The organism is Embleya sp. NPDC001921 (assembly GCF_053594475.1).
Genome location: NZ_JBSFEO010000068.1, coordinates 23,152 through 45,119, shown reverse-complemented (window position 1 = coordinate 45,119; position 21,968 = coordinate 23,152). Strand labels below are relative to the sequence as shown.

Genomic DNA, 21,968 nt, shown 5'->3' with positions numbered 1-21,968 from the left:
GGCAGGCTGCCACAGCTCGCGGTCGCAGACCCGGAATATCGGCTGGGCCCAGTTGACGGGGCACGGGGCGCCAGTGCTTACGGGACAGCCCTTAGGGGTAGCGCCGAGATACGGGTCAAAGGGGCAATGAGTTGATCTTGAACGCTTGATGCCGGGCGCGATGGCTGATCGTGGCCTACGTTGAAGAGGCCGGCCGGACAGCCCTCCGGGCCGGTGCGGGCTCCGGTTCCCCCGAGATCGGAGCCCTTTTGTGCGTCACAGCCTGGTCGGTGGTCCGGGTACGAGGTCGCGGAATGTCGTCCGCAGCGGTGAGGGTGGCCTGCGTACTCGGCACGGGCCTGCTCGACGGCTTCGGGGTACGCCTGGGTCTTGTCGTGTTCGGCGAGGGCCCGGTAGATGCTGGCGACGCTTGGGCTGAGCCCTTGCGTTTGCCGGTGGGGATGATCAGGTCGGGTTGGGATCTGCTCGACCGACTCGCCGTTCGCGCGGCGCCGGAGCACGGTGTGCAGCATGGCGTCGGTGATGACCTGGGGCCGGCCGCCATGCTTGCCCTTGCGGGCCGCGGCGTTCGGAACTTGGCCTTGGTGACTGGGCCCGGGTATCGGGCCATGTGCTGCGCGAGTTCTTGGTGGAGGGCGGCCGTTGCCCATCCGAAGGGTGCGTCGGGAAGTCTTTGACACGCCCCGATGTGCCCTATTTCCACCGCAGGGGGAGTGTGTCGATCCCCAGGACGAGGCTGGCGTGTTCCATTGGCTGGGTGTCTTCGCTGATCTGGTAGTTGGGGATGCGTTTGTGCCATTCGCGCAGGGCGGTTTGGATTTCGAGGCGGGCCAGGTGTGCGCCCGGGCAGCGGTGGGGTCCGGCGCCGAAGGACAGGTGTCGCCTGAGCGGTCGGTCGAAGTCGACAAGTGCGGGGTCGGGATAGGCGCGGGGGTCGCGGTCGGCCATGGCCAGCGGCAGCATGACCATGTCGTCCTCCTTCATCGCGCAACCGTCGACTGTGTGGTCGGCAGCGAGTTTCCGGGCGGTCAGCGTCAGCGTGTGGGCGCGCAGGAACTCCTCAACGGCAGCGGGGGCGAGGTCCGGGGCAGCGGTGATTCGGGCCCGGTCGGCCGGGTGGCGGGCCAGGTGCCAAAAGGCGTACGACAGTTGGGCGGCGACAGTGTCCATGCCGGCGAGGAAGAGCAGCATGCACAGTTCGAGTACTTCGGCATCGCTGACGGGCCGATCATCGATCGTGAACGAGAGAGCGGCGCTGACCAGATCATCGCGGGGCCGGGCACGGCGCTTGGCGATGAGATCGGTGAAGCAGTTTCGCAGGTCGTTCTTTGCCTCCGTGTTGCCTGGGCCGCCGGGGGTGGGATGCAGGATGGCATGCTCCCAGGTCAGAAACTGTTCGAGTTGGCTGGTGGGCAGCCCGATCAGCTCCAGGAAGATCGTCGTGGGATAGCGGCGGGCGAAGTCGGCCACGAAGTCGCACGACTGCCGGTCGACGAGGTCGTCGATCAGCACGGCGCACTGCCTGGTGAGGCGGTCCTGCATCGCTGCGGCTCTGGCCGGCGTGAACAGCGGGCGCAGCAGGCGCCGCCAGGTGGTGTGAGTCGGCGGGTCCATCATGATCGGGATCCACTGGTAGGCCGGATCGGGGTCCATGACGGAGATCGAGCGGCTCGAGAAGATCTGCGGATTCTGCAGCGCGGCGAGGATGTCGTCGTGGCGGGTGAGCACCCAAAACCCCTGGCCGGCGGTGCTACGGAAGACGCTGTGCTGCTCCCGCAGTTCGTCCAGGGCAGTGTGGGTTCGCCCGGCCGGGCAGGGCTCGGTGAACGGGTCGAAGCGCAGATGTGGCGCGGTCAAGTCGCCCTCCTCTGGTACATGGTGCCACCTGGCGGGTGCTGTGCCGGCCTGTCGACAGCAGGGGAAGGCGCGCCGTCCATGGGCCGACTCGGACATGTCGCGGGCTCGTCGGGGATCTGCCGCTACCTCGCTCGCGGTTGCGTCTCGCTCCGTGCGCGGCGGTCCAGGTCCTCGGGGAGGTAGTTGTGTGTGTCTTGGTTCAAAACCCAGTTGCAGTAAAAGTGCGTGGCGTTGATGAGGGCCTCTCGGGCCGCATGGAGCTTGGACGGGAGCGGGCGAGCCGTCATGTGTAGAGAGGTCATGGCCTGCTGGGCGGCGGCAAGGAGCGAACCAGTCGCCTGGTGCGGGCTCTTCCCCTCGTCAAGGAGCAGGGCATAGGCGTTTGGTGTGCCTTCGAGTTCTTCCCGTGCGGCCGAACGCAGGTCGTTGCAGAGCCTGACGGCACGCGTCGCGTGCAGCACTGCCGTGGTCCAAGCCCCGTGCTCCGGCGGCGTGAGGCCGGGGACGTCTGTCACGATGACGTAGACGGCGGCGAAGGCCGGCGTGAAGATCGAGAAATCTCCGTTCTCGATGTAGCGGTCATAGCTGGGTGGCGGGTCGAGGCGCAGCCGCCAGCGGGTTTCCTGCCGCATCGCGTCGATACATTGCGCCCAGGAAGCCGCGAGGTAATCCCGAGCCCAGTCGAAGGCGGAGTAGCGGGCGAGCCTGGAGAAGATGTCGTGGAGCGCCTGGACGACCAGTCGGTCGTCGGGGGCGAGTCCGTCGCCGGCGGAAGGGTCTGAAAGGGCGTTCTTGCATGCGCGGGCGAATTCTTCGATCTCGGGATGCGTATGTGTACCGAGGACGCCGTCCATGAGGTCGTCCAGGGAGAAGACCACCAGGGTGAGGGCAGCCAGTTCGAAGGCTTGTTGCCGGGTTCCCGAGGCGAACGCCGTCGCGTAGTGCAGGCTGCTGTAGGTGGCGCGGCTGGAGATATCGCCGGGGTGCCCCATGACGGGGTAGTTGGCCGTCCAGCGGGTGATGTCGGCGAGCACGGCACGGGCGGTCTGCAGGACACCAGCGCGGTCGGCCGGGGCAACGCATCCCAGCGGGTCGGGCTTGCTGGTGAGGGTCGAGTCCAGGGCGTGGTTGCGCACTCGGAAGTACCGGTCCGCCTCGATCGCCTCGGTGGCCGGCTTGCGACCGGATAAAGACATCTCGTCCTCCGTACTCAGTTGGCGGCGGGGTGCGAGGTCGGGCTGCCGAGGTGTCGATCGATGAGGAAGCGGGCGGCGAGCACCGCTGACCGCACGATCGCTGCGGGCCGGTAGAGGTCTTTGTCGTGCCACAACGCGGGCGGGTTGTCGGGGGCGTCGGCCAGGTGGTGTACGGCCCGCCAGGCGGCGCGCCGGGCCGGTTCGGCGGCGGGCGCCCCCGTGGTCAGCAGGATCTGGACGGCGTAGGCGGTCTCTTCGGCGCTGCCGCCGTCCTGTCCCCAGGATCCGTCACGGTGTTGGGTGTTCAGGACCCAGGCCAGGGCCCGGCCGATGCAGTCGCGTACATCCGGTCCGTCGTAGGCATTCAACGCCAGGGTCGCGGTGGCGGTGGCGTAGTAGGGGGACGCGTGCCAGCGGTCGGTCCAGTAGCCCTCGTGGTACTGGACGGAACGCAGCCAGGAGGACGTCTTGCGGATGGCGGAGCGGCCGCTGGTGTCCCCTGTCGTGCGGGCGTGCAGTCCGAAGGCGTCCAGCACGTGGGCGTTCGTGCTGGGGGACTGTCCTTGCTCTCCGGGCCAGGTCGCGAAGTGCGTGTCCGTCTCGTAGCCGGAGAGAACTCTGGGGTCTGCGGCGTGGCCACAGAGCATGAGGGCGTGCAGGACGACGGCCGTGCTGTCGGCGTCTGCCGGCAGGCCGGCGGCGGCCGGTGTGCCGTCGGTGCTCATCAGATCGGTCAGGCTCGACAGCAGGGTGGGGTGGGGCCTGAGGGGGATTCCGGCCCGCGCCAGAGTGCTGAGGACCCAGCTGCGTTCGAAGACGGTGATCGGCAGCGCACACGGTACCGGCCCGCCGAGCAGGGTGGTCGTCTGCTCCAAGTACCGGCGCGAGGGGTGGTCCGGGCCGGGGTCGTCGCCGAGCCAAGCGGCGGTGGCCGCGGGCGAGGCGCCCAACCCGCCGTGGGCGGGAATGGCGTCGCCCGGGTAGCGGGCCGGGAGCAGGGCTTCCGCGGCGTGCATGAGTTTCGGTGGCAGACGGGCGCCTGAGATGAGCGCGGCCCGCAGTTCGTGGAGCTGGTCGGGTCGGAGATCAGCGGGGACGGGGAGGGCTGCACGAGAGGTCTGATTGATGGATTCCAGCAGCGCCGAGGCCAGCAGTTCGAAGGCGGGCAAGTCCGGGGTCTTGGGCAGCTCGTTCAACATCCGCCTCAGCCAGGACAGTCCGCGCTCGCAGGCTGCCACATGCCCACCGGTCTTCAGCAGCGCATCGACTGCACTGAGGGTGGGAACCAAGGCATAGCCAGGGTCGGAGGCACCCCACCGGCCGTCTTCCTGCTGCGTGTCGGCCAGGAATGCGACGCGTTCACGGTGGCCGACCAGCCAGGGACTGAGCGCCACCAGTCTGCCCGTCTCGTAGACGGAGCCCGAGACCTGGCCCCAAGGCTGGGCGAGCAGGCTGTCCAGCAGTACGTGTGCATCGTCGATCACGTCAGTGCGAGTGTGGCGGCCGGGGGCAGCGGGCTCCGGGCCGGCGATGACGGCATCCGCCGAGTGCGTGCTGCGGTGGGCGTGCTGACGTGTCATGACTCCATCCAGGGCGGTAGGGGCTACTACCGGTGCGGGTGGGTGGGGTGGGGGGGTCATACGGTTCGGGTGGTGGCGTAGTGGGCTATCCGGCGCAGGGCCGTTGTGGTGGGGGCAGGGAAGGGGGCCCGGTCCAGTGCGGTCAGTGCCTGCTCGTACGGGGTCGCAATCATGTGCTCGATCGCCGTGCGGGCTCCGATGTCTTCGAGGACCGCCCGGATACGGGCGGCACCGCATTCCTCCGGATCGGGCGCTCCGACCAGGTCGCGCAGCGCGGAGCGCTGATGTGCGTCAGCGCGTTGCAGGGCCAGGGCGATCAGGACGGTGTGCTTGCCGTCCCGCAGATCGTCCAAACATGGTTTGCCGGTCTGGCCGGGGACCCCGAAGACGCCAAGGAGGTCGTCGCGGAGCTGGAATGCCTCGCCGAGGGGGAGAGCGAACGCGGTGCAGGCGTCCAGGACTGCGGGACCGGCGCCGGCGAGAACAGCGCCAATATGCAGGGGCCGCTCGACGGTGTATTTGGCGGTCTTGTAGCGGCTGATCCGGAGCGGGCTGTCCAGGTCGGCCTCCAGGGTGCCGGTGGAGATCACGTCGAGGTACCGACCGACCATGATCTCGGTGCGCATGGCGTCGATGACCGGCCACAGGGCGGCCAGACGGTCGGGGGGCAGGCCCGCGGTGTGCAGGAGCTCATCGGACCGGGCCAGGGCGAGATCGCCGACCAGGATCGCGCCGGAGGCGCCCAGCTGCTCGGCAATCCGGTGGCCCCGCCCGGCGTGGCGGGTGGCGAGGGATCGGTGGACGGTGGGATGGCCGCGACGGGTGCCACTCTGGTCCATGAGATCGTCGTGGATCAGCGCGAAGGCGTGGAACATCTCCAGAGCTGCCGCCGCCTGTAGCACGGGACGGGGGCATGTGCCGCCACGGGCCGCATCCCAGCCGCAGATGCACAGCACCGGCCTCAGCCGCTTGCCGCCGGATGCCAGGAAGCCGCGCAGGACATCGACGACCTGGGCCGGCATATGGCCGTCGGCAGCGGTGCGGGGCTTGCACTCGAGGAACTCCTCCAGCACCGCGTCGACCCGGCGACACAGATCGGGCACATTGAGGGGGACCTCGTTCACCGGCACGGTGGCACGCTCCCCCTCCGGGCCGGACAGGAACGAGCGCACCGGCATCGTCGTCACACCGAACTCTCCCTCCCGTGCCACGCTCTCACCACATCCGGATCAGATATCTCCGAGGAGACCAGATGCGCGCAGCCGACGGAAGACGCTTGCGCCCCCGTCCGGCGGCGATGACCTGAACCTGGCCGTCGGCGAGCTGGTCAGCCGCTTGAACCGCGGATACGCGGTCCGCTCGATCGAGGTCACCATCCCGCCCCACGCCCAGATGTGGTCGCGGCCGCGTCGTGACTGCCGCCGAGCCGCAGTTCCACCCACGGCCCGAACACCGAGGCCGGGTAGAACAGCATGTCCTGCGGATCGTGGATGTTGAGCCATGCGCGGGGGAACTGTTCGGGCAGCCCGGCCGGCGCCTCCACGCTGCGCAGCGCACCGATCTCGTGGAAGTACCCGGCCTGGGACCCCACGGTGATCAACCGGTCGACACGCGCGGGCGGATCCGTCGCCAGCAGGTCCACGCACGCGATACCGCCGAGGCTGTGCCCGAGCAGCGTGACCGGGCCGTCGCCGGGCACGTCGTCCACCGACCGCGCGATCAACTCGTGCAGCCCCTCGCCGCGCGCCGGGTACCGCAGGATGTCCCCCAGCATCGGGGTGAGCTTGTCGATGTGCTTGCCGCGACGTGCCTGCAGATACAGGGTGCCCAGGTCCTGCACCCACCCCGGGACCTTCTTGCGGATCGCGTCCAGGTCCCGCGCGACCGCCTCGAGCACCACGTTGCGACCTGCACCGGTCGGCGCCGGCGCCTCCCCAGGGACACGATCGCGTACGCGACCAACGCCCGCGCCACCACGTACCGGTGGGCGTGCGCGTCGATCTCCGCGGTCTTCGCCGCAGCCCGCAACTCCGCCGACGCCCGCGCCCGCACGAGCGCCTCGTCGAACGCGGCCGAAAGCCCGTACCCGGTCAGCGTCTTCCGCGGTTCCGGCGACGGCTCCCACCGCTGGATCCCCTGCGGGAACACCTGTTCGGCGGGTTCGGCACCGGGGCTCGCACGCCTGGCGGTCGCCTTCTGCAGGCCCAGGAGCCGCAACTCCCGCCAGGGGTCGGTGTACAGCACCCGCCACATCGCCGGCTGCTCGTCCTCGGGATCCGCACTCCCGCCGCCCGAGGCCTCGTAGCCCGGCACGGAGACCCCGCTCGCCGGGCGCGCGCCCTCCGCGTCAGCCCAATAGCAACCCCTGAACGGCACGTCCCGGAAGCGCTCCGCGCAAACCCCGGACAACACGTCCACGGTCTGGTCGAATCCTTCGCCTTCACCCCGGTCCCGTGCACGAACAGCACCGAACGCTCCATGCGGACCCCCCGGTCGGCGATCGCGCCGCCGCACCGACCGCGGCACCGCCCCCTGATCGCTCCGTAATCGAAGAGTCACGAACGAGCCCGCGACGCGCGAAGACTGGAACTCGATGGCCGGAATCGCACCCGCGGTTGCTCTTCGGATCCCCCGGGACCGGATGCCGTGTCCACCCCACCGCGCCACAAAGTCCCGGCCGCCCACCGTCGGTGCCCGGACACCCTCTCGTATGAGACGGCGTGGAGACGAGAACCGCGCCTGTAGCCGGCTCGGCTGCGCGGAACGACCAGAGTGGCCGGGTCCGGATGGACGTCCACGACCTGCCGAAGGGCACGACGCAGCCGGCCTTGCGTGGGCGCGCCGGGGGTGGTTCCCGCCATGGCGCCGTGAGTCGAACACCACCAATCTCGCCGACCGTTCCCGACCGGGGCGATCGTGCTCCGCGACCGACCGAGGCACCGCCACCGTGCTTCGGTGTTCCATGTCCTCGGCGGAGCGCGTCTTCCGAAAAACGCCACATCGACCGCACCCGGCAGGGATGATGCCGTCAGGGCCCAACCCGGGGACGGCTCGTCGGAGGGAAGTGGCAGGTCTCATGAACCTTCAATCTCGTGGCGGTCGTGCTCTCGACGTCGGCGCCGGCAGGCTCGACGTTCCTCGCGTTCGATCAGCCGGCCTCCCTCGTCTCGCGGCGTGTGCGCGCAGCGATGATGGGGCGACGCGATGAGCGAGCGACAGTCCTCCCACATCGTCGAAGTGCCTTTGGGCGACGGCGGAGACGTCGTCCGAGTCCAAGTGAACGAGATCGACGAAAGCCTGGTGCGCGTCGGTCGGGGCGGCCGCACCGTGGGGCGGGCCGAGGAGACACTCGGCCAGATGCTCAGCGTCATCCGTCCCGTGGCGAACGCCTTCGTCGAGCAGTGCCGACAAATGGCGTACCCGCCGGACGAGGCCACCCTGCAATTCGGCATGTCGCTGTCCGCCGACGCAAAGATCCTCATTGCCGGGTCGTCCGTCGCCGCGAACTTCTCCGTCGGCATGACCTGGCACAGGAACGACGGGCCGATATCTCCCACGAGCGGTCCGCAAGCGAACTGAGCCGGCATCGGGTCACGTTCACGGGGAGGTCGGCGGTGGCAGGAGACGGCGAGGGCGACACTCGAGGACCGGAGTCGGTACTCGTGTCCGCAGTCGTACGGATCAGGGGCGGAGACGGCACGATCGGCGGTGCCGGTTTCCTCGTCGCCCCGACCCTGGTCCTCACCTGCGCCCACGTGGTGTCCGACGTGCTCGACCTGCCCCGCGACACGACGGTGGAAATCGGTGCCGAGGTCACCGTCGACCTGCCGCTGGCCGACGGCACGGACGACATCCCCACGGCGACGGCCGACGTACTGCAATGGGTGCCCATCCGGGCGGACCAGAGCGGGGACGTGGCCCTGCTGCGGTTGCGCGAAGACCTCCCCGGCGCACTCCCACTGCCGATGGCCGACGCCGAGAGCGTCTGGGACCACCAGGCCCGCGCCGTCGGCTTCACCGACGACCACCCCGACGGCATCTGGCACGAAGGAAGGTTCCGCGGGCCCACCGGCCGCGGCTGGGTCCAACTCTCGCGCACAGACGGACAGGCCGTACACGTCAAACCCGGCTTCAGCGGAAGCCCCGTCTGGGACGACGACCTCGGCGCCGCGGTCGGGCTCATGGTTGCCGCCCAGCCGGCGCGCGACGCCCAGCAGGCGTTCGTCCTGCGCACCAGGGCAGTGCTGCGTGAGATCCCCCAACTGACCCCCGTGCTGCGCCCGGCAGCCCCTTTTCGGGGACTCGCCACCTTTCGTGAAGCCGACACGGAGGTGTTCTTCGGGCGCGACGAGGACGTGCACAGGGTGGTCGCGGCCCTACGGGGCGAACGACCAAGCGTCACGGTCTACGGGCCTTCCGGCTGTGGAAAGTCCTCCCTCGCGCTCGCCGGTGTGGTGCCCGCAATGCGCCTGGCCGACCACGCGGTGCTGGTGATCGACGCCGGTCACGTCGGGTCCGCGCGGGCGGCGCTCGCGACGGAGTTGTTCGAGACGGCGATGTCGAGCGGGCACGGGCCCGCCCGGGCAGACAGCGCCGACCGAGTGGACGACTGGTTGGGCGAGTTGGGACTCGTGGACGCCTTCCACCGGGCCACCGGGCGGTCGCGGGCAAGGCTGCTGGTCGTACTCGACCAGGCCGAAGCGCTGCTGAACACCCCGGAGCCCGAGCTCGCCGAGACCCTCGCGCTGCTGTTCCCCATACACCCCCCGGCCGGCCTGCGGGTCCTGGTGACCCTGCGCGCCGACTTCATGGACGCCGCCCTGAGCCACCCGCTCCTGGGCCCCGCCCTCGAGCGCGGGTCGACGCTCCCGCTCACCCCCATGACCCGGGACCAACTGCACACCGTGATCACCGAACCGCTCGCCCGCGTTCCGGCCGTCGAGTACGACCCCGGGCTGGTCCGGCGCATCCTGGACGACACCGGCGGCGAGCCCGGCATCCTGCCACTCCTGGGCTTCGTCCTGGAACAACTGTGGAAACGACGGAACGCGGGCAGGATGCGGGCCGCGACCTACGAGGACATCGGCGGGGTGTCCGGCGCGCTGCGCCGCCACGCCGACCAGGCATGGCGCGAATGTGTCACACCCGCGAGCGAAGCGGAGGCGCGGAGGCTGCTGACCGGCCTGGTGCGGGTACTGCCGGGCGGCGAGGCCCCACTGCGGCGCGCCCTGACCCGAGAGGAGGCCGGGGAGAACGCCTGGCGCCTCGCGCAGGCCCTCGCCGGCCACCGCCTGCTGGTCCTCCACGGCGGCAACGGCTCGCCCGAAAGCGCGGAACTGGCCCACGAGGCGCTGATCAAGGTATGGCCGACCCTGGCGGAACTGGCCCGGGCCGACGCCGACTTCCTCGCCGCACGGGCAGAGGTGCAACACGACCTGGAACGGTGGCGCCACGCGAACCGCCCCACCGACCTGCTGCCCGGCCCCCTCCAACTCGCCTCCCTGGAAACCAGACTGCGCGGGCGTGACACGGAACTCGCCTGCGATCAACGCGACTTCCTCGACCGCTCCCGCCGACGCCGACGGGCCTTGCGAATCCGAGCCCGCGTCGCGTGGATCACGGTCGCCTTGGTTCTCGCGCTGATCGCCGGCCTGGGCACCTTCCTCGTCCAGCAGTCACAGGTCAGCGCACGACGACAGGTCGAGGGGCGCTCGCGCACGCTCGCGGTGCAATCGGACGAATTCACGAAGAGCAACCCCGGGGTGGCCGCCCTCGCGGCTATCGCCGCGTACGAGACCGCGCCGACCCAGGAAGCCCGCAACGCTCTGCTGCGGCGCTACGAAGAGCTGAGGGACACGGCGTGGATCCTGTCCGGCAATGAGGGGAAGATCCTTTCGACAGCCATGAGCACCGACGGCGCGGTGACACTCGTGGTGACCGAGGAACGCCACGCGGTCCTGTTCGTCCGCTCCGCCGAGGGCAGGGTCCGACAACAGCCGCTCCGCCTCCCCTACCCCGTCCTGTCCCCCGTGGTCAGCCGGGACGGGCGACGAATCGCCTACATCCGCGACCTGGACGGAGTGGTGATGTGGCACGACGTCACGCCCGTCGGGAAACAACTGGTGGGATCGGCGCATCCACTCCAGGGATCACTCCAAGCCCCCTCTGCAGGCATCCGAATAGGCGGTGACACGAAGATCATGGACTTTTCCCCGGACGCCCGACGATTGGTCGGGGTATCGGCAACGTCGTCGACACTGCCGGCGCAGGTGTGGGACCTGGACACGGGACGACTGCAGACACTGCCGGCCGAGGTCGCCCACCTCGGGGAGGTGTGGTTCGGTCCCGACGGGAACACCCTGATTGCCAGCCACGAGACGGGGCCGGAGACGACCGCGATGGTGAAGATCGACATCGGCACCGCCACAATGCACGAACTGGCAGACGACATCAACAGCGCACGTGTCGCAGCCTCCGGGGACGGCAGCCTGGCCGTCGTCTGCAAACAGACCAGGACCGACCCGGCCCAAGCCCACTACGAGGCCATCGGCGTGCTGGACGGACGAGTCCTGCGTCGCCACCAGACGGAGGGCCTTTGCGGCAAGGTCGTCGTCGACGCGAAGGGTGAACACTTCGCGCTGGCCGCCGATTCGCCCGACGAGTGGGATCTCTTCGAAACACGCGGTGAGAGCCGGGCACAGCATTTCCTTGGTTTCCCGGACTCCACGAGCAGGGATACGGATCTGCCGCTCCTCGGAACTCCGCGCGAGCCCGTTCTGATCACCCAACGCGCGAACTCGTTGACCGCGTGGAAGCTGGCGAACGCGGACGACAGCATCACCTACAGCCCTCCGGCACTGCTCGGAGACGGCAGCACGATGGTGGTGCGAGTGGGCCGCGACGGCGCAAGCCTGAGAGTCTCGGAGACCAGGGGCGAGCAACCCACCCTCGTCGAAGTTGTGAACGAGGGACGAACACCCGCGGACCCGCGCCAAGAACTCGCGGTCAACCGTGCCCAGACTCTGGTGGCGGACGTGTCGGACCACAACCGGATCACCGTCCGCGCCCTGCCCACGCTGCGCCGGGTGGCCGAGTTCACCACTGCGGAGCCACCCACCGGCCAGGATGGAAAGGCAGGGCTGCTGGAATTTAGCTTCCTCGATGGGGATCGGCTCCTCACGGTCTCCGGCACGCGCGTCGAGTACTGGGACGCCCGCGACGGTCACCCCCTCTCGTCGCCGATCGACCTGAAGAACCTTCGACTCACCACGGAGGACCGGCCGAAGTACGTCGTCAGTGGCCACCCCGAGCCGGGGTATGTGGTGGTGGCCGTGCAGGGCGGACCTGACGTGCACACTGTCGATTTGCGAACCGGAAAGGAGATAGAGGAACTTCGTGTGCATCTTGTCGACGGCCTCGCTGCGATTCGCCTCTTGAGGGACCGTCACCACGTGGCCGTGTTGACCAGGAGCGGCATGGTGGAGCTGTGGTCGATCCGGCTTCGGAAATCAGCGAAGAGGGAGGCGGGACCATTTGGGCCGTTGAACCTGAATCGAGATCTGGTGGGCGAAACCGGGGGCTCCGGGTTCTTCCTGGCCAATGGCAGTTCCGTGCGCTTTATGAAGGCGGACGATCCCGGGTACGTCCAGAAGTACGAATTCGCGGAGGACCAGCGCTTTTTGGCGGCCACCAAGGACGGCAAGGCAGTGCTCCTCAGCCCCGTGTCAGGAGGAGCCCTACGGCTGGTCCGCTTCGACCCGGTCCTGTGGCGGCGGCACCTGTGCAGCGTCTTGGGGCGTGGTCTTGCCGACGATGAACGAGGCAGCCTCCCGGACGGCCTGCCGACCAAAATCTGCCCTCCGTGAATTCAGCGGCCGGCCGGAGTCATCGCGGCGGAGCCGCGCTGGGAGCGGGGGGTCTTCTCACCGACGCATCTGGGGGCGATGGTGCGCGGGTCGACCGCCTCTCCGGGCGCGCCCGCCTGACAGAGGCCCTCGGGCTCGCTGTCCCGGTCGTGCGGGAGGAAGAAGAAGACCCTGCGCAGTTGCAGGCCACTGCCGGGATCGGCTTCGGCGCTCTTGTCAGAGCCGCGGCCGCCGCCGAGGTGCCCGCGCCGAGCTTCGAACGGGGCGCGCCGGCGCGGCCGCAAGCCTGGCCGGAGGGCGTAGGGGCTAGCCGTTGCGGTCGGCCCCGGTGGTGATCGCGTCGCCTGCGTGGATGATCGAGCTGAGCATGGCGTGGGCGGCTTGGAGTTGTTCGATGGAACGGCTCAGGCGCTCGCGTTCGCCCCTGAGGTCCTGGGCCATCTCCTCGCACGTCGGCGCCAGGATGGCGCCCTCTTCGGTCATGCAGGGCAGCACCTCCCGGATCAGGTCGGTGTTCAGCCCGGCCGCGAGCAGGATCCGGACCCGGCGCACGGCGGCCACAGCGGACTCGTCGAACTCGCGGTAGCCGCTGGCTCGCCGCTGGACTCGCAGCAGCCCCTGCTGCTCGTAGTACCGCAGGCTTCTGGTGCTGACGCCGGCGCGCCTGGACAGCTCACCGATGAACATGTGACTCCCGACACAGAAGTTTGACTCTGACGTCAATGTCAAGGTTTAGCTTAATCGGCATGGCAACGAACCACAGCACCCAGCACAGTTCCACCATCGCCCCATCGCCCCAACGCCTCTGGCAGGCAGAAGGGCTGTCGTCACCGGCGGCACCATCGGCATGGGCCTGCCATCGTCCAAGCCCTGACCGACCGCGGCGCCGAAGTGATGTACACCGGGCGCAGCGACCGGCGACTCGCCGAGGCACAGGCGGCGCTCAACACCCCGCTCGCCCACCCGGTGCGCTCCGACGCCACCGACGCCGGCGCCATCGCCGCTCTTCGCGACCAGGTCTCCGACCGCCTCGGCGGCATCGACTACCTGTTCGTCAACCAGGGCATCGCCGAGTTCCAGACGCTCGAAGAGGTCACGGAAGAATCGTGGGACCGCATCTTCAACGTGAACACCAAAGGCGCCTTCTTCACCGTCCAGCAATTGGCACCGCTGATGTCCGAGGGCGGCTCGATCGTGTTCACCACCGTCTCCAACGACCAGATCTTCCCCGGACTCAGCGCCTACTCCGGGGCGAAGGAAGCCGTCGCCGCCTTCACCAAAGTGCTCGCCGCCGAGCTGCTCCCCCGCAAGATCCGCGTCAACGCGATCGCCCCCGGCTTCATCCTCACCCCCACCATGGGCGTCGCCGAACTGACCGACGAGCAGCGCACCGAGTTCATCGAACAAGGCAACGCCTCCACGCCGATGGGCCGGGGAGGCACCGTGGAAGAGGTCGCCGCCGCCGCGCTGTACCTGGCCGTCGAGGCCACCTTCACCACCGGTATGGAACTGCCCGTGGACGGTGGATTCAGCCAGGGCCTCGGCCAATGACCGCCTCCGCCCGGTAGGCGGCCCTCCCACTGCGACCGGCGCTGAGCCGGTCGCAGTGGGAGAAGACTGTCCCGCCCGAGCTGTTTCAACAATCGAGGCGGAACAGACCGCCTCTCCGTCGGCTCGACGGTTCCGCAACAGGCGACCGCCCCCACCCACAGCAACTCGCGCCCCGTGGCACCGGGGCCTACCGATCAACGCCAAGGTATGGACCCAGCTTGCCCGACGACCTCGATCCGACCAAGGCGCAGGCTGCCACAGCAGCAGACTTTCCCCGGCTCCGCCCGGCCCGGCCGGGCGGAGCGCGAGCAATGTGGGGAACGGCAACGCGAACAGCGGCGACTGCCAACTCACCATGACGTCCCGGGTGGCGTTTCACGACTGCCGCGGACGCGGCGGCGGCTGCGGTGCTCGCGGCCTTGGACCAAGCGGCCGAGGAGCACCTGGCCGAGATCCGGCCGTACAAGACTCGAGACTCCTACGCGCGGGACTGGGCGCTGTGGGAGGAGTTCCACGGCCGGCTCGCCGAGTGCACCGGCACCGCGCTGCCGAGCACCCGTTCACCGTGGGCACGATGGTGGGGTTCGTGACCTGGCTCGACCAGGTGCAACGGTCGGCGCCGTCCACGATCGAGCGGCGGCTCACCGGCGTCGCGGTCACCGCCCGCACCGACCACGGCGTCGAGATCCCCGACGACGTTGAGGCCCTCCTGGATCTCGCTGGAGGTCGCGGTCGCGCAGGTGGCGGGATACAAAAAGATCGTTATTCCTGCACACACAGCGCGCCCACGTACGCTTTCTGTGGGGGCTTCCTCTCGGTCACGGGTTGGGGTGTGCCGCGAGCCAGCTTTGGAGTTCGCGGTGGCGGAACTGGTAGGCCACCCCCGAGATACGGAGCAGGCCTGTCCCGTAGCACCAGTTCAGGAAGACGCCGAGGCGCCCGGGCAGCCGGTTTCGGGCGCAGTAGAGGAACACGAGGTAGCGGCGGCCGGCTCTGGCGAGCACGTACAGGCCGATCGTGCCGTGTATGAGCCCGATGGTGAGTCCGAAGACGGGCCCGGCAACGAGTCCGTACACGAGCGCGGAGGTGAGCCCGAGCGCGAGCCCGCCGGCGAGCCCGACCGTGAGATCGTCCCGCACCGGACGGCGGGGATCCGCGGGTGGGACGTCACCCAAGGGTTCCGCGAGTCCGAGCAGGAGCCCGAGCACGAGCCAGAACATGAATCCGACCGCGAGCCCGACCGCGAGCCCGTACCCGAGCCCGAACCCGAGTCTGACCCCGATGATGAGTCCGACTCCGAGCCCGAGCCCGACTCCGAGTGCGAGCCCGGCCCGGAGCATTTTGGCGAGATGCGGGCCGGGGCTCCGTAGCCGGTGGAGGTGGAGCACGGGGGTTCCCGCAACAGCGGCGCTGCTGCCCACCAGGATGGCCGGCAGGGCGAGCAGGGCGAGCGCTGTGTAGTTGATCAGATGTGGGAGGGAGGTGCCGATGCCGCTCATGGCCAGCAGCAGGCTTCCGTAGACAGTCGTGAGGATCGCGGCGAGGAGCGTGTCCGTGGCGCGCACGCGGAGGGGGCCGGCCATCGGCCACAGCTCGTGGAGCACCAGATCGGTGCCCGCGCCGGGGCGGGCGGCGGAATACGGCGTCGCGGTCGCGAGGTGCCGGGCGAGGGCGGCGAGTTGGCGATGAGTGGCGTCGGGGCGGTAACGGCCGGGCCGGGTGGGATGTTGGTGCACGGCGGCGGGCACGTACAGACCCAGCAGGTGGTCGCGGACCGCGCCGGGCGATGCCAGGGCGCACAGGTCGTCGGGCCGGCGCACCGGGAGCAGGGTGTCGGGGGCACGTTCCTCGTAGACGGTGGCGGCGAGGTTGAGGCGCCAGGGGGTGTCGAGGGACCGGGCGAGGGTGCCGCCGGGGGCGGTGTGCAGGGTGTGGATGACTGGCGCCCAGCGGATCGGGTCGGTACCGCGGGCGGTCAGGTAGGCGCCGGCCTGGGCGGGGGTGACGGGTTCGATCTCGACGCGGGCGGCCTCACGCATCCGCACGTCCAACGCGGCGAGTTCGGCGTACTGGACGCTGCGGCAGGTCAGGATCACCGGGGCGCTGCCCGCAGAGTCCTGATAGGCGTTGAGTTGCCGCAGCGCTGCTACAGCACGGCGGCGCGGCACCGGGATGGTGTCGTTGTCCATCTCGTCCAGGCCGTCCAGGACCGGCAGGATCCGGCGCTGCTCGACGAGGACTTCGGCGTCGGCGACGGTCAGGCCCCGGTCGCGGAACCGCCGGTGGACCTGGTCGAGCAGCCACTCGCCGAGCGGGCGTTCGGTGTCCCACCCGGCCAGGGAGATCCGCACCGGCACCGGGTCGGTGTCCGTGCGGGCGGGGTCGGTGAGCAGACCGAGGACCAGGTCCAGGGCGAGGACGGTCTTACCCGCCCCCGGCGCGCCGGTGACGACCAACCGCGCCGGGCGGATGCTCCGGTAGTAGGCGGTGATGTCGGACAGGCGGCCGGAGGCGGCCGCGCCCGCCGCGTTGTTGGCGACTTCGGGGCGGTATCGGTAGGTGAGGTCGATGCGGTGGGCACCCTCGCCGATCAACTGGGCGCGCTGCCGCGTCTCCGCGGCGGCCACGGCAGCGGCCAGCATCGCGGTTTTGGCCGCCGGGTCGGCTGCCTCGCGGCGGTCGTCGCGGTAGGCGAGCCAGGCCAGGAACGAGGCCGGCGCCGTCGGTGCCAAAGCGATCGCGGTGGCCGCCACGGACGCCACATCGAACCGCCACGCGAGCCACAACGCCAGTGCCGCCGAAGCCGCTTGCAAGACCCCGTAGACGACAGCCGCCCGCCCCACCCGCAAACGCCCCATGACACGCATCATCGCCGGCACCACCGCCCGCAGACAGGCGATCTCCGCCCCCGATGCAGGATCGTGACGACGCGCCACCATTACGGCATTCGGTCACCACAGTTGCGCCTCAACCACGCCCGTGGATTTCCAACAACCGCGGCAGCTCGTACGACTTCGAGGGATGGCAGTTCCCCCTGGCCCTGCGCGGAGACGTGCGTGGTCGCGGGGGCTGATCAACCCCGACGAGGTCCGCGTGTCCGATATCCCGTGGGTTCCCGTCGGGCAGCGATTGCCGCAGCGAGGATCTGACCATGGGTTTAGCGGTCACGTGCCCGCATTTCCATGTGGGGATCATGACGGTTCATCGGGAATCCTGAAGAACCGTCATGATCCTTTCAGGCAGCCCGATGCCTTCATCCCGCGCGAACATGGGACGACACGGCCGATCGGAGGGATGAACACTCAGGCGAACCCACGGGATTTCGCACAGTACGCGGGGCATGACCAGGCGGCCGCCCGCCGGCTGTTGCGCGAGGTCCGATCCGAACGCGACACGCTCCGCGTGCCGTACGAGCCTGCGCTGTCGGCGGGCCGGCCGGCCGCGTACGTGCCGGGTCCGGGTTGCCGGCCGGCAACCCGGACCGGGTCGACGCGCACCCGGACGCGGTCGCCCGCCACATCGTCGAGCACCCGCCGAGTGAGGGGCAGCCGACCGCAAGGGAGCGGCGCTGCATCCCGTCGGCGACACAGGGCACCGGTGCCGGCGTGGCCCGAGGGGTCAACGTGTGGCCGGGACGCTGACGCGCGGGGTGGTCGGGGTGGGGGCGGGGGTGGTTGCCCGGGCCGGGCGTTCGCGCAGGAGCAGGCCTGCGGTGAGTGCCACCAGGCAGGCGGTGAGGCCGTGGACGCCGAGGGCCGTGGCGGCGGAGCCGTCGTTGCCCAGCACGACCGTCATGTCGCCGGCCGGGATGAAGGTCATGGCGAGCATCGTCCAGCCGAGCGCCCGCCGGTGTCCGGTCAGCAGGAGGGCGAGTATGACCAGCCCGGTGCCGATGTCGCGGACGCCCTTGACGGCGAGGAATCCGGTGCCCTCGTGCTCGGGCCAGGTGGGCAGGCCGAAGCCGGACGCGGTCGACTGCGGGGCGAACAGGTAGGCGAGGCCGACGTAGATGATGAACGCGCCACCGAGGGCGGCCAGGATGGTGGTCAGGGTCCTGAGCTTCATGGGTGTTCTCCCGAGTGTCGGGCCGGTGGGACCGGCCGTCGTCGCCTTGTGGGAACAGCCTCGCCGGGTGGTCCTGGAAGGAACATGGAAGCGACTTGGAGGCGACCCGGACGGCGAGCGGAGAGCCGCCGGGGCCGGGCCCGGCGCGTCGGCGCGTGGCTCGCGCCCGCGCCGCTCGTCGCCGCCGTCAACACGTGGTGGCCGCGCTCGCCGCCAACGTCCGCATCGCCGACCGCATCCTCGTCACGGACACCGGACGCATCGTCGAGACCGGGACCTTCGACGAACTCGTCGACGTCGGCGGCCCCTTCACTGAGCTCTACAAACTCCAACTGGGCTGAAGCAAAGCAACCCCGCACGCGCCCCGGGCTCGTCCGGTGCGGGAACCCCCGCAGTTGCCGGCACGTCCGTTCCGGTGGCAGAGCGGCCACGGCGCCACTTCGGCCAGGACGAGGGAACATCCCCGCGTTCGCGGGGCCAACGAGGACATGACCGATATCTCGGTCCGCCCCTGGGGAGCATCCCCGCGTTCGCGGGGCCAACCTTGAGCGCGTCCACCTCACCGAGGATGACGAGGGGAGCATCCCCGCGTTCGCGGGGCCAACAGCAGCCGTGCCGCGACTTGGTACCACTCGTCGGGAGCATCCCCGCGTTCGCGGGGCCAACAGGTCCGGACCGTCCGAGATGTTCGCGGAGTCGGGAGCATCCCCGCGTTCGCGGGGCCAACCGAGCCACCCAAACTAGTCCTGAAACGGGCCGGGGAGCATCCCCGCGTTCGCGGGGCCAACGAGGACATGACCGATATCTCGGTCCGCCCCTGGGGAGCATCCCCGCGTTCGCGGGGCCAACACTGGATGACCTGGGGTTCTATCAGCGGGTAATACCGATTTCGTTTAGTTGCATCTTGCCACCTGCTACTGGCCTGTCGCGAAGCTGACCTCCTTCAACCGCACGGTAGTTCACCCGACAGGCTCCTCATCGCACTTCCCGCGGACTCCGTGAAAACGACCACCGAGTCCCGGCTGCGCCGCGGCTGGCGGCCGGACGGGCCACGCGCGAACCGACGACGGTGAGCGACGGCACCCAACCCGAGGGCGCCTCCGCGCCTGCGCGGAACCGACATCCTCGCCGAACGCTTCCGCGACTCGTGCTCCTCGTGGACCGCGGCAGCACCGCCGGCCTGATCGTTGGCGGGCAGGTCCGGGTCGGCATCATCTCGGCATGACCCCGGCAGCCCTTTCCCCGAACGGTGCGCGCCGTCGACACCGACCAACTCCTGGCTCTGCAACAGGCCGCCGCGGCCTGCGGCTTCAGCCAAAGGCTCGAGATCGCCCGGCTCCGGGAACACCTCGCCGCGGGGGCGACGCACCACCTCTTCCCCGTGCTCGTGCACGAGCTCGGCCATCGGCCCGAGGTGTCGCCCCAGTGGCGATGTCGACTCCTGCCGACCGTCGGTACCGGTGAACGGATCCTGGGCCTGCTCGACGTCCTTCCCGACACCTTCGACGAGATTCCGGAGACCTTGGACGCCGCAGCGAAGTCGGAGATCGCCCGCCGCATGGATCGAGCCGTCAGCGTGCGCGGGTGGTCGGACCGGACGGCCGGAACCGCGACCCTTGCAGGGGGCTGACCGACATCCGAACCCGGCCCGTCACTCATTCAGTTCCCTTTCGAAGACCGTCGCGCACCGGCACGCTGCCTTGGCGGCGACGTCGGTGAACAGACGGAAACCCGCGTTCGGCTGATTGAGAATCGCAACAACCCGGGTTCCCGAGCGCGCCTTCACGCCTGGTCCACAATCGGGTTCCAGGCCAGGATGCGGGTGTGAACCTCCCACCACCGATACCCGGCACCGACACCGTTCGCCATTACGTGATCGGCACCACCGAACACCGTCGCTACACGGCCCTTGCCGGCGGGAGCTTCGTGCGTATGCCGCCAGGGGAACGTGCCGGGTTCCTTCGGGACCTCGGCCGCGACGCGCGGCAGGTCACCGACACCGAACTGGAGTTCCTCCTCCGTCCGGAATGGCGCTCGCGGACCGTCGCCGCCTGGATGATCGGCGTGGACCGCCGCGAACGGTTCCGGAAACGCCTCGGCGAACTCCTCCTCGCGAGCGAACTCACCTACGCCTGCGAGGGCTACTGCGTCGCGCTCGCCATGCTCGGTACCCGCGAGGACGCCGGGCTCCTCGTCTCCTACCTGGACGTTTACCTCCGGCGGCCCGAATGCCGCTACGACCAACCGTGGGCACTCGGCGCGCTCCTCCACCTCGACCGGGCCCTGGGCAGCCATCGCGCTGCGGCGTTCCTGGAACCCGACGGGCTCTGGGAACACTGGGCGGACGAGCGAACTCCCGAACCCGCGCAGATGGAACGGCACATCGCGCAGATGTGTGCCCTCGCCGACCGATATGCGCCCGGTACCGACGAGGCGGAGCACCACTGATCCGGCGGGCTGGGGCAAGGGAAGCTTCCGCAGGCAGGACCGACCACGGCGCTGAGCAGTCCGTCTACCACCGCACATTTCCGCCTTCGCGCGGCCGACATGAGCACACCCGTTCGTCATCGTCGGCTTGGGCCGACCCTCCCGCGTTCGCGGGGCCGACAGGCCCATGGCCCACGTCGACGTGTAGAAGACCGGAACACCCCCGCGTTCACGGGGCCGACCCTCGCCGCGCTTTCAACGGCGGCCGTCTCGTAGGACCATCCCTGCGGACGCGGGGCCGACTACCCGGGGAACCTGCAAGTGCGGCTGAAGGACGGACCATCCCTGCGGACGCGGGGCCGACGAGATGCCCGAGTGCCACGACTGCGGCCGGCCGGGACCATCCCTGCGGACGCGGGGCCGACCAACGGCGCATCCCCCGCGCCCTACCAGCGCCGGGACCATCCCTGCGGACGCGGGGCCGACCCCGTGGGCAGCGCGCGCGAGCGCGCCGAGTACGGACCATCCCTGCGGACGCGGGGCCGACCGCGCGGTGCGATCTCCGGCCGGGCGAGGTGTGGGACCATCCCTGCGGACGCGGGGCCGACGCTGGATGACCTGGTCTTCTACCAGCGGGTAATACCGATTTCGTTCAGTTGCATCTTGCCACCTGTTGTCGGCTGTCGCGAGGTGGATCTTCTTCGGCCCCACGGTAGTTCACCCGGAAGGGCCGGGCCGGCAGTGAGTCCGAGGCATGACATCGGCCATCCGGAACCGGGCCTTACGTCGGAGCATTCCAGCCTGCGCGGGGCGGACGTGCTGGGGGCCTCGCCGGTGTCGGGCACCGTGGGACCATCCCCGCGTTCGCGGGGCCAACGTGTCCCCCGCAAATGACCAGAGAGGATGCGGAGGAGCATCCCAGCGTTCGCGCGGCCGACGCGTTCGCCGGCTCCGTCCAGGAGCGCGGCGAGGGAACATCCCCGCGTTCGCGGGGCCGACTCGGCGGTGAACTCGCCGAGGGCGAACCAGTCGGGCTTATCCCCGCGTTCGCGGGGCCGACCGCCCACACGAACTGGAAGCCGACCGACCGCGCGGAGCATCCCCGCGTTCGCGGGGCCGACGACCCACTCGCCTGCGGCCAGCGCAAGGTCGAGGGAGCATCCCCGCGCTCGCGGGGCCGACCCGAACCTCGGTGATGGTGCGCTCGGGCAGGCGGGAGCATCCCCACGTTCGCGGGGCCGACTGAGCCGCCAACAGGCACGGGTCCGTGGTGCGGGGAGCATCCCCGCGTTCGCGGGGCCGACCATGGCGCACAAATCGCGGGCGTAGTGGGGGCGGGAGCATCCCCGCGTTCGCGGGGCCGACGACATCGCCCCCCAACCCAACTACCCGGGACAGGGAGCATCCCCGCGTTCGCGGGGCCGACA

At 69.8% G+C, this 21,968-nt stretch carries 15 protein-coding genes, 1 pseudogene and 3 CRISPR repeat arrays (1 of these 19 running past the window's edge); of the genes and pseudogenes, 7 read left to right on the top strand and 9 right to left on the bottom strand.

Annotated features, from left to right (window positions below; translation table 11 throughout):
* Positions 1 to 693: 693 nt before the first annotated feature.
* The 5 genes from ACWCPW_RS46685 to ACWCPW_RS46665 all read right to left on the bottom strand — a co-directional run bounded on the left by ACWCPW_RS46685 (position 694) and on the right by ACWCPW_RS46665 (position 6,533).
* Positions 694 to 1,857: a cytochrome P450 gene (locus ACWCPW_RS46685; protein ID WP_449767722.1), complete on the bottom strand. Its 1,164-nt coding sequence runs from the start codon at positions 1,855 to 1,857 to the stop codon at positions 694 to 696.
* 122 nt (positions 1,858 to 1,979) lie between these two features.
* A complete protein-coding gene (locus ACWCPW_RS46680) occupies positions 1,980 to 3,053 on the bottom strand; it encodes a terpene synthase family protein (protein ID WP_449767721.1) in 1,074 nt (357 codons plus the stop codon).
* 14 nt (positions 3,054 to 3,067) lie between these two features.
* Positions 3,068 to 4,537, bottom strand: a complete 1,470-nt coding sequence (locus tag ACWCPW_RS46675) for a hypothetical protein (protein ID WP_449767720.1) — start codon at positions 4,535 to 4,537, stop codon at positions 3,068 to 3,070.
* Positions 4,538 to 4,689: 152 nt separating this feature from the next.
* Entirely contained in the window at positions 4,690 to 5,820 is a 1,131-nt protein-coding gene (locus ACWCPW_RS46670) for a polyprenyl synthetase family protein (protein ID WP_449767719.1), read from the bottom strand.
* A 182-nt stretch (positions 5,821 to 6,002) separates the two neighbouring features.
* Positions 6,003 to 6,533, bottom strand: coding sequence for a hypothetical protein (locus ACWCPW_RS46665; protein WP_449767718.1), 531 nt, complete (start codon positions 6,531 to 6,533; stop codon positions 6,003 to 6,005).
* A 1,376-nt stretch (positions 6,534 to 7,909) separates the two neighbouring features.
* Here ACWCPW_RS46665 and ACWCPW_RS46660 point away from each other — a divergent pair.
* Together ACWCPW_RS46660 and ACWCPW_RS46655 are read left to right on the top strand one after the other, a co-directional pair.
* Positions 7,910 to 8,212, top strand: a complete 303-nt coding sequence (locus tag ACWCPW_RS46660) for a CU044_2847 family protein (protein WP_449767717.1) — start codon at positions 7,910 to 7,912, stop codon at positions 8,210 to 8,212.
* An 83-nt stretch (positions 8,213 to 8,295) separates the two neighbouring features.
* Positions 8,296 to 12,498 carry an nSTAND1 domain-containing NTPase gene (locus ACWCPW_RS46655; RefSeq protein ID WP_449767716.1) on the top strand — a complete coding sequence of 1,401 codons (4,203 nt, stop codon included), beginning with the start codon at positions 8,296 to 8,298 and terminating at the stop codon, positions 12,496 to 12,498.
* 2 nt (positions 12,499 to 12,500) lie between these two features.
* Here ACWCPW_RS46655 and ACWCPW_RS46650 read toward each other — a convergent pair.
* A pseudogene (locus tag ACWCPW_RS46650) lies at positions 12,501 to 12,773 on the bottom strand (DUF6009 family protein); the annotation flags it as partial.
* Between the two features lie 31 nt (positions 12,774 to 12,804).
* The gene (locus ACWCPW_RS46645; protein WP_449767715.1) at positions 12,805 to 13,185 is read right to left on the bottom strand and encodes a MerR family transcriptional regulator; all 381 of its coding nucleotides are present in this window, start codon (positions 13,183 to 13,185) and stop codon (positions 12,805 to 12,807) included.
* Between the two features lie 207 nt (positions 13,186 to 13,392).
* Here ACWCPW_RS46645 and ACWCPW_RS46640 point away from each other — a divergent pair, with 207 nt between their 5' ends.
* Together ACWCPW_RS46640 and ACWCPW_RS46635 are read left to right on the top strand one after the other, a co-directional pair.
* Positions 13,393 to 14,049 (top strand): SDR family NAD(P)-dependent oxidoreductase, encoded by a 657-nt coding sequence (locus ACWCPW_RS46640; protein WP_449767714.1) that lies wholly within the window; start codon positions 13,393 to 13,395, stop codon positions 14,047 to 14,049.
* Between the two features lie 419 nt (positions 14,050 to 14,468).
* Entirely contained in the window at positions 14,469 to 14,639 is a 171-nt protein-coding gene (locus ACWCPW_RS46635; protein WP_449767713.1) for a hypothetical protein, read from the top strand.
* Between the two features lie 228 nt (positions 14,640 to 14,867).
* Here the strand turns inward: ACWCPW_RS46635 and ACWCPW_RS46630 are convergent, their stop codons facing one another.
* Together ACWCPW_RS46630 and ACWCPW_RS46625 are read right to left on the bottom strand one after the other, a co-directional pair.
* Entirely contained in the window at positions 14,868 to 16,907 is a 2,040-nt protein-coding gene (locus ACWCPW_RS46630; RefSeq protein WP_449767712.1) for an NACHT domain-containing protein, read from the bottom strand.
* Positions 16,908 to 17,667: 760 nt separating this feature from the next.
* Positions 17,668 to 18,114, bottom strand: coding sequence for a DUF4267 domain-containing protein (locus ACWCPW_RS46625; protein ID WP_449767711.1), 447 nt, complete (start codon positions 18,112 to 18,114; stop codon positions 17,668 to 17,670).
* A gap of 155 nt (positions 18,115 to 18,269) precedes the next feature.
* Here ACWCPW_RS46625 and ACWCPW_RS46620 point away from each other — a divergent pair, with 155 nt between their 5' ends.
* The 3 genes from ACWCPW_RS46620 to ACWCPW_RS46610 all read left to right on the top strand — a co-directional run bounded on the left by ACWCPW_RS46620 (position 18,270) and on the right by ACWCPW_RS46610 (position 20,562).
* Entirely contained in the window at positions 18,270 to 18,455 is a 186-nt protein-coding gene (locus tag ACWCPW_RS46620; protein ID WP_449767710.1) for a hypothetical protein, read from the top strand.
* A 111-nt stretch (positions 18,456 to 18,566) separates the two neighbouring features.
* Positions 18,567 to 18,963: a CRISPR direct-repeat array (repeat unit 30 nt; unit sequence GGGGAGCATCCCCGCGTTCGCGGGGCCAAC).
* Positions 18,964 to 19,363: 400 nt separating this feature from the next.
* Positions 19,364 to 19,744: a hypothetical protein gene (locus tag ACWCPW_RS46615; protein ID WP_449767709.1), complete on the top strand. Its 381-nt coding sequence runs from the start codon at positions 19,364 to 19,366 to the stop codon at positions 19,742 to 19,744.
* A gap of 194 nt (positions 19,745 to 19,938) precedes the next feature.
* Complete coding sequence (locus ACWCPW_RS46610; protein WP_449767708.1) at positions 19,939 to 20,562, top strand: DUF6000 family protein; 624 nt, start codon at positions 19,939 to 19,941, stop codon at positions 20,560 to 20,562.
* Positions 20,563 to 20,816: 254 nt separating this feature from the next.
* Positions 20,817 to 21,149: a CRISPR direct-repeat array (repeat unit 28 nt; unit sequence GGACCATCCCTGCGGACGCGGGGCCGAC).
* Positions 21,150 to 21,633: 484 nt separating this feature from the next.
* Positions 21,634 to 21,968: direct repeats of the CRISPR family, unit length 28 nt; it runs 60 nt beyond the window's last position.

Excerpts from the sequence above, each read along its gene's own strand:
- ACWCPW_RS46630 (WP_449767712.1), bottom strand. The coding sequence starts at position 16,907 with ATGGGGCGTTTGCGGGTGGGGCGGGCGGCTGTCGTCTACGGGGTCTTG.
- ACWCPW_RS46645 (WP_449767715.1), bottom strand. The coding sequence starts at position 13,185 with ATGTTCATCGGTGAGCTGTCCAGGCGCGCCGGCGTCAGCACCAGAAGC.
- ACWCPW_RS46640 (WP_449767714.1), top strand. The coding sequence starts at position 13,393 with ATGTACACCGGGCGCAGCGACCGGCGACTCGCCGAGGCACAGGCGGCG.
- ACWCPW_RS46680 (WP_449767721.1), bottom strand. The coding sequence starts at position 3,053 with ATGTCTTTATCCGGTCGCAAGCCGGCCACCGAGGCGATCGAGGCGGAC.
- ACWCPW_RS46625 (WP_449767711.1), bottom strand. The coding sequence starts at position 18,114 with ATGAAGCTCAGGACCCTGACCACCATCCTGGCCGCCCTCGGTGGCGCG.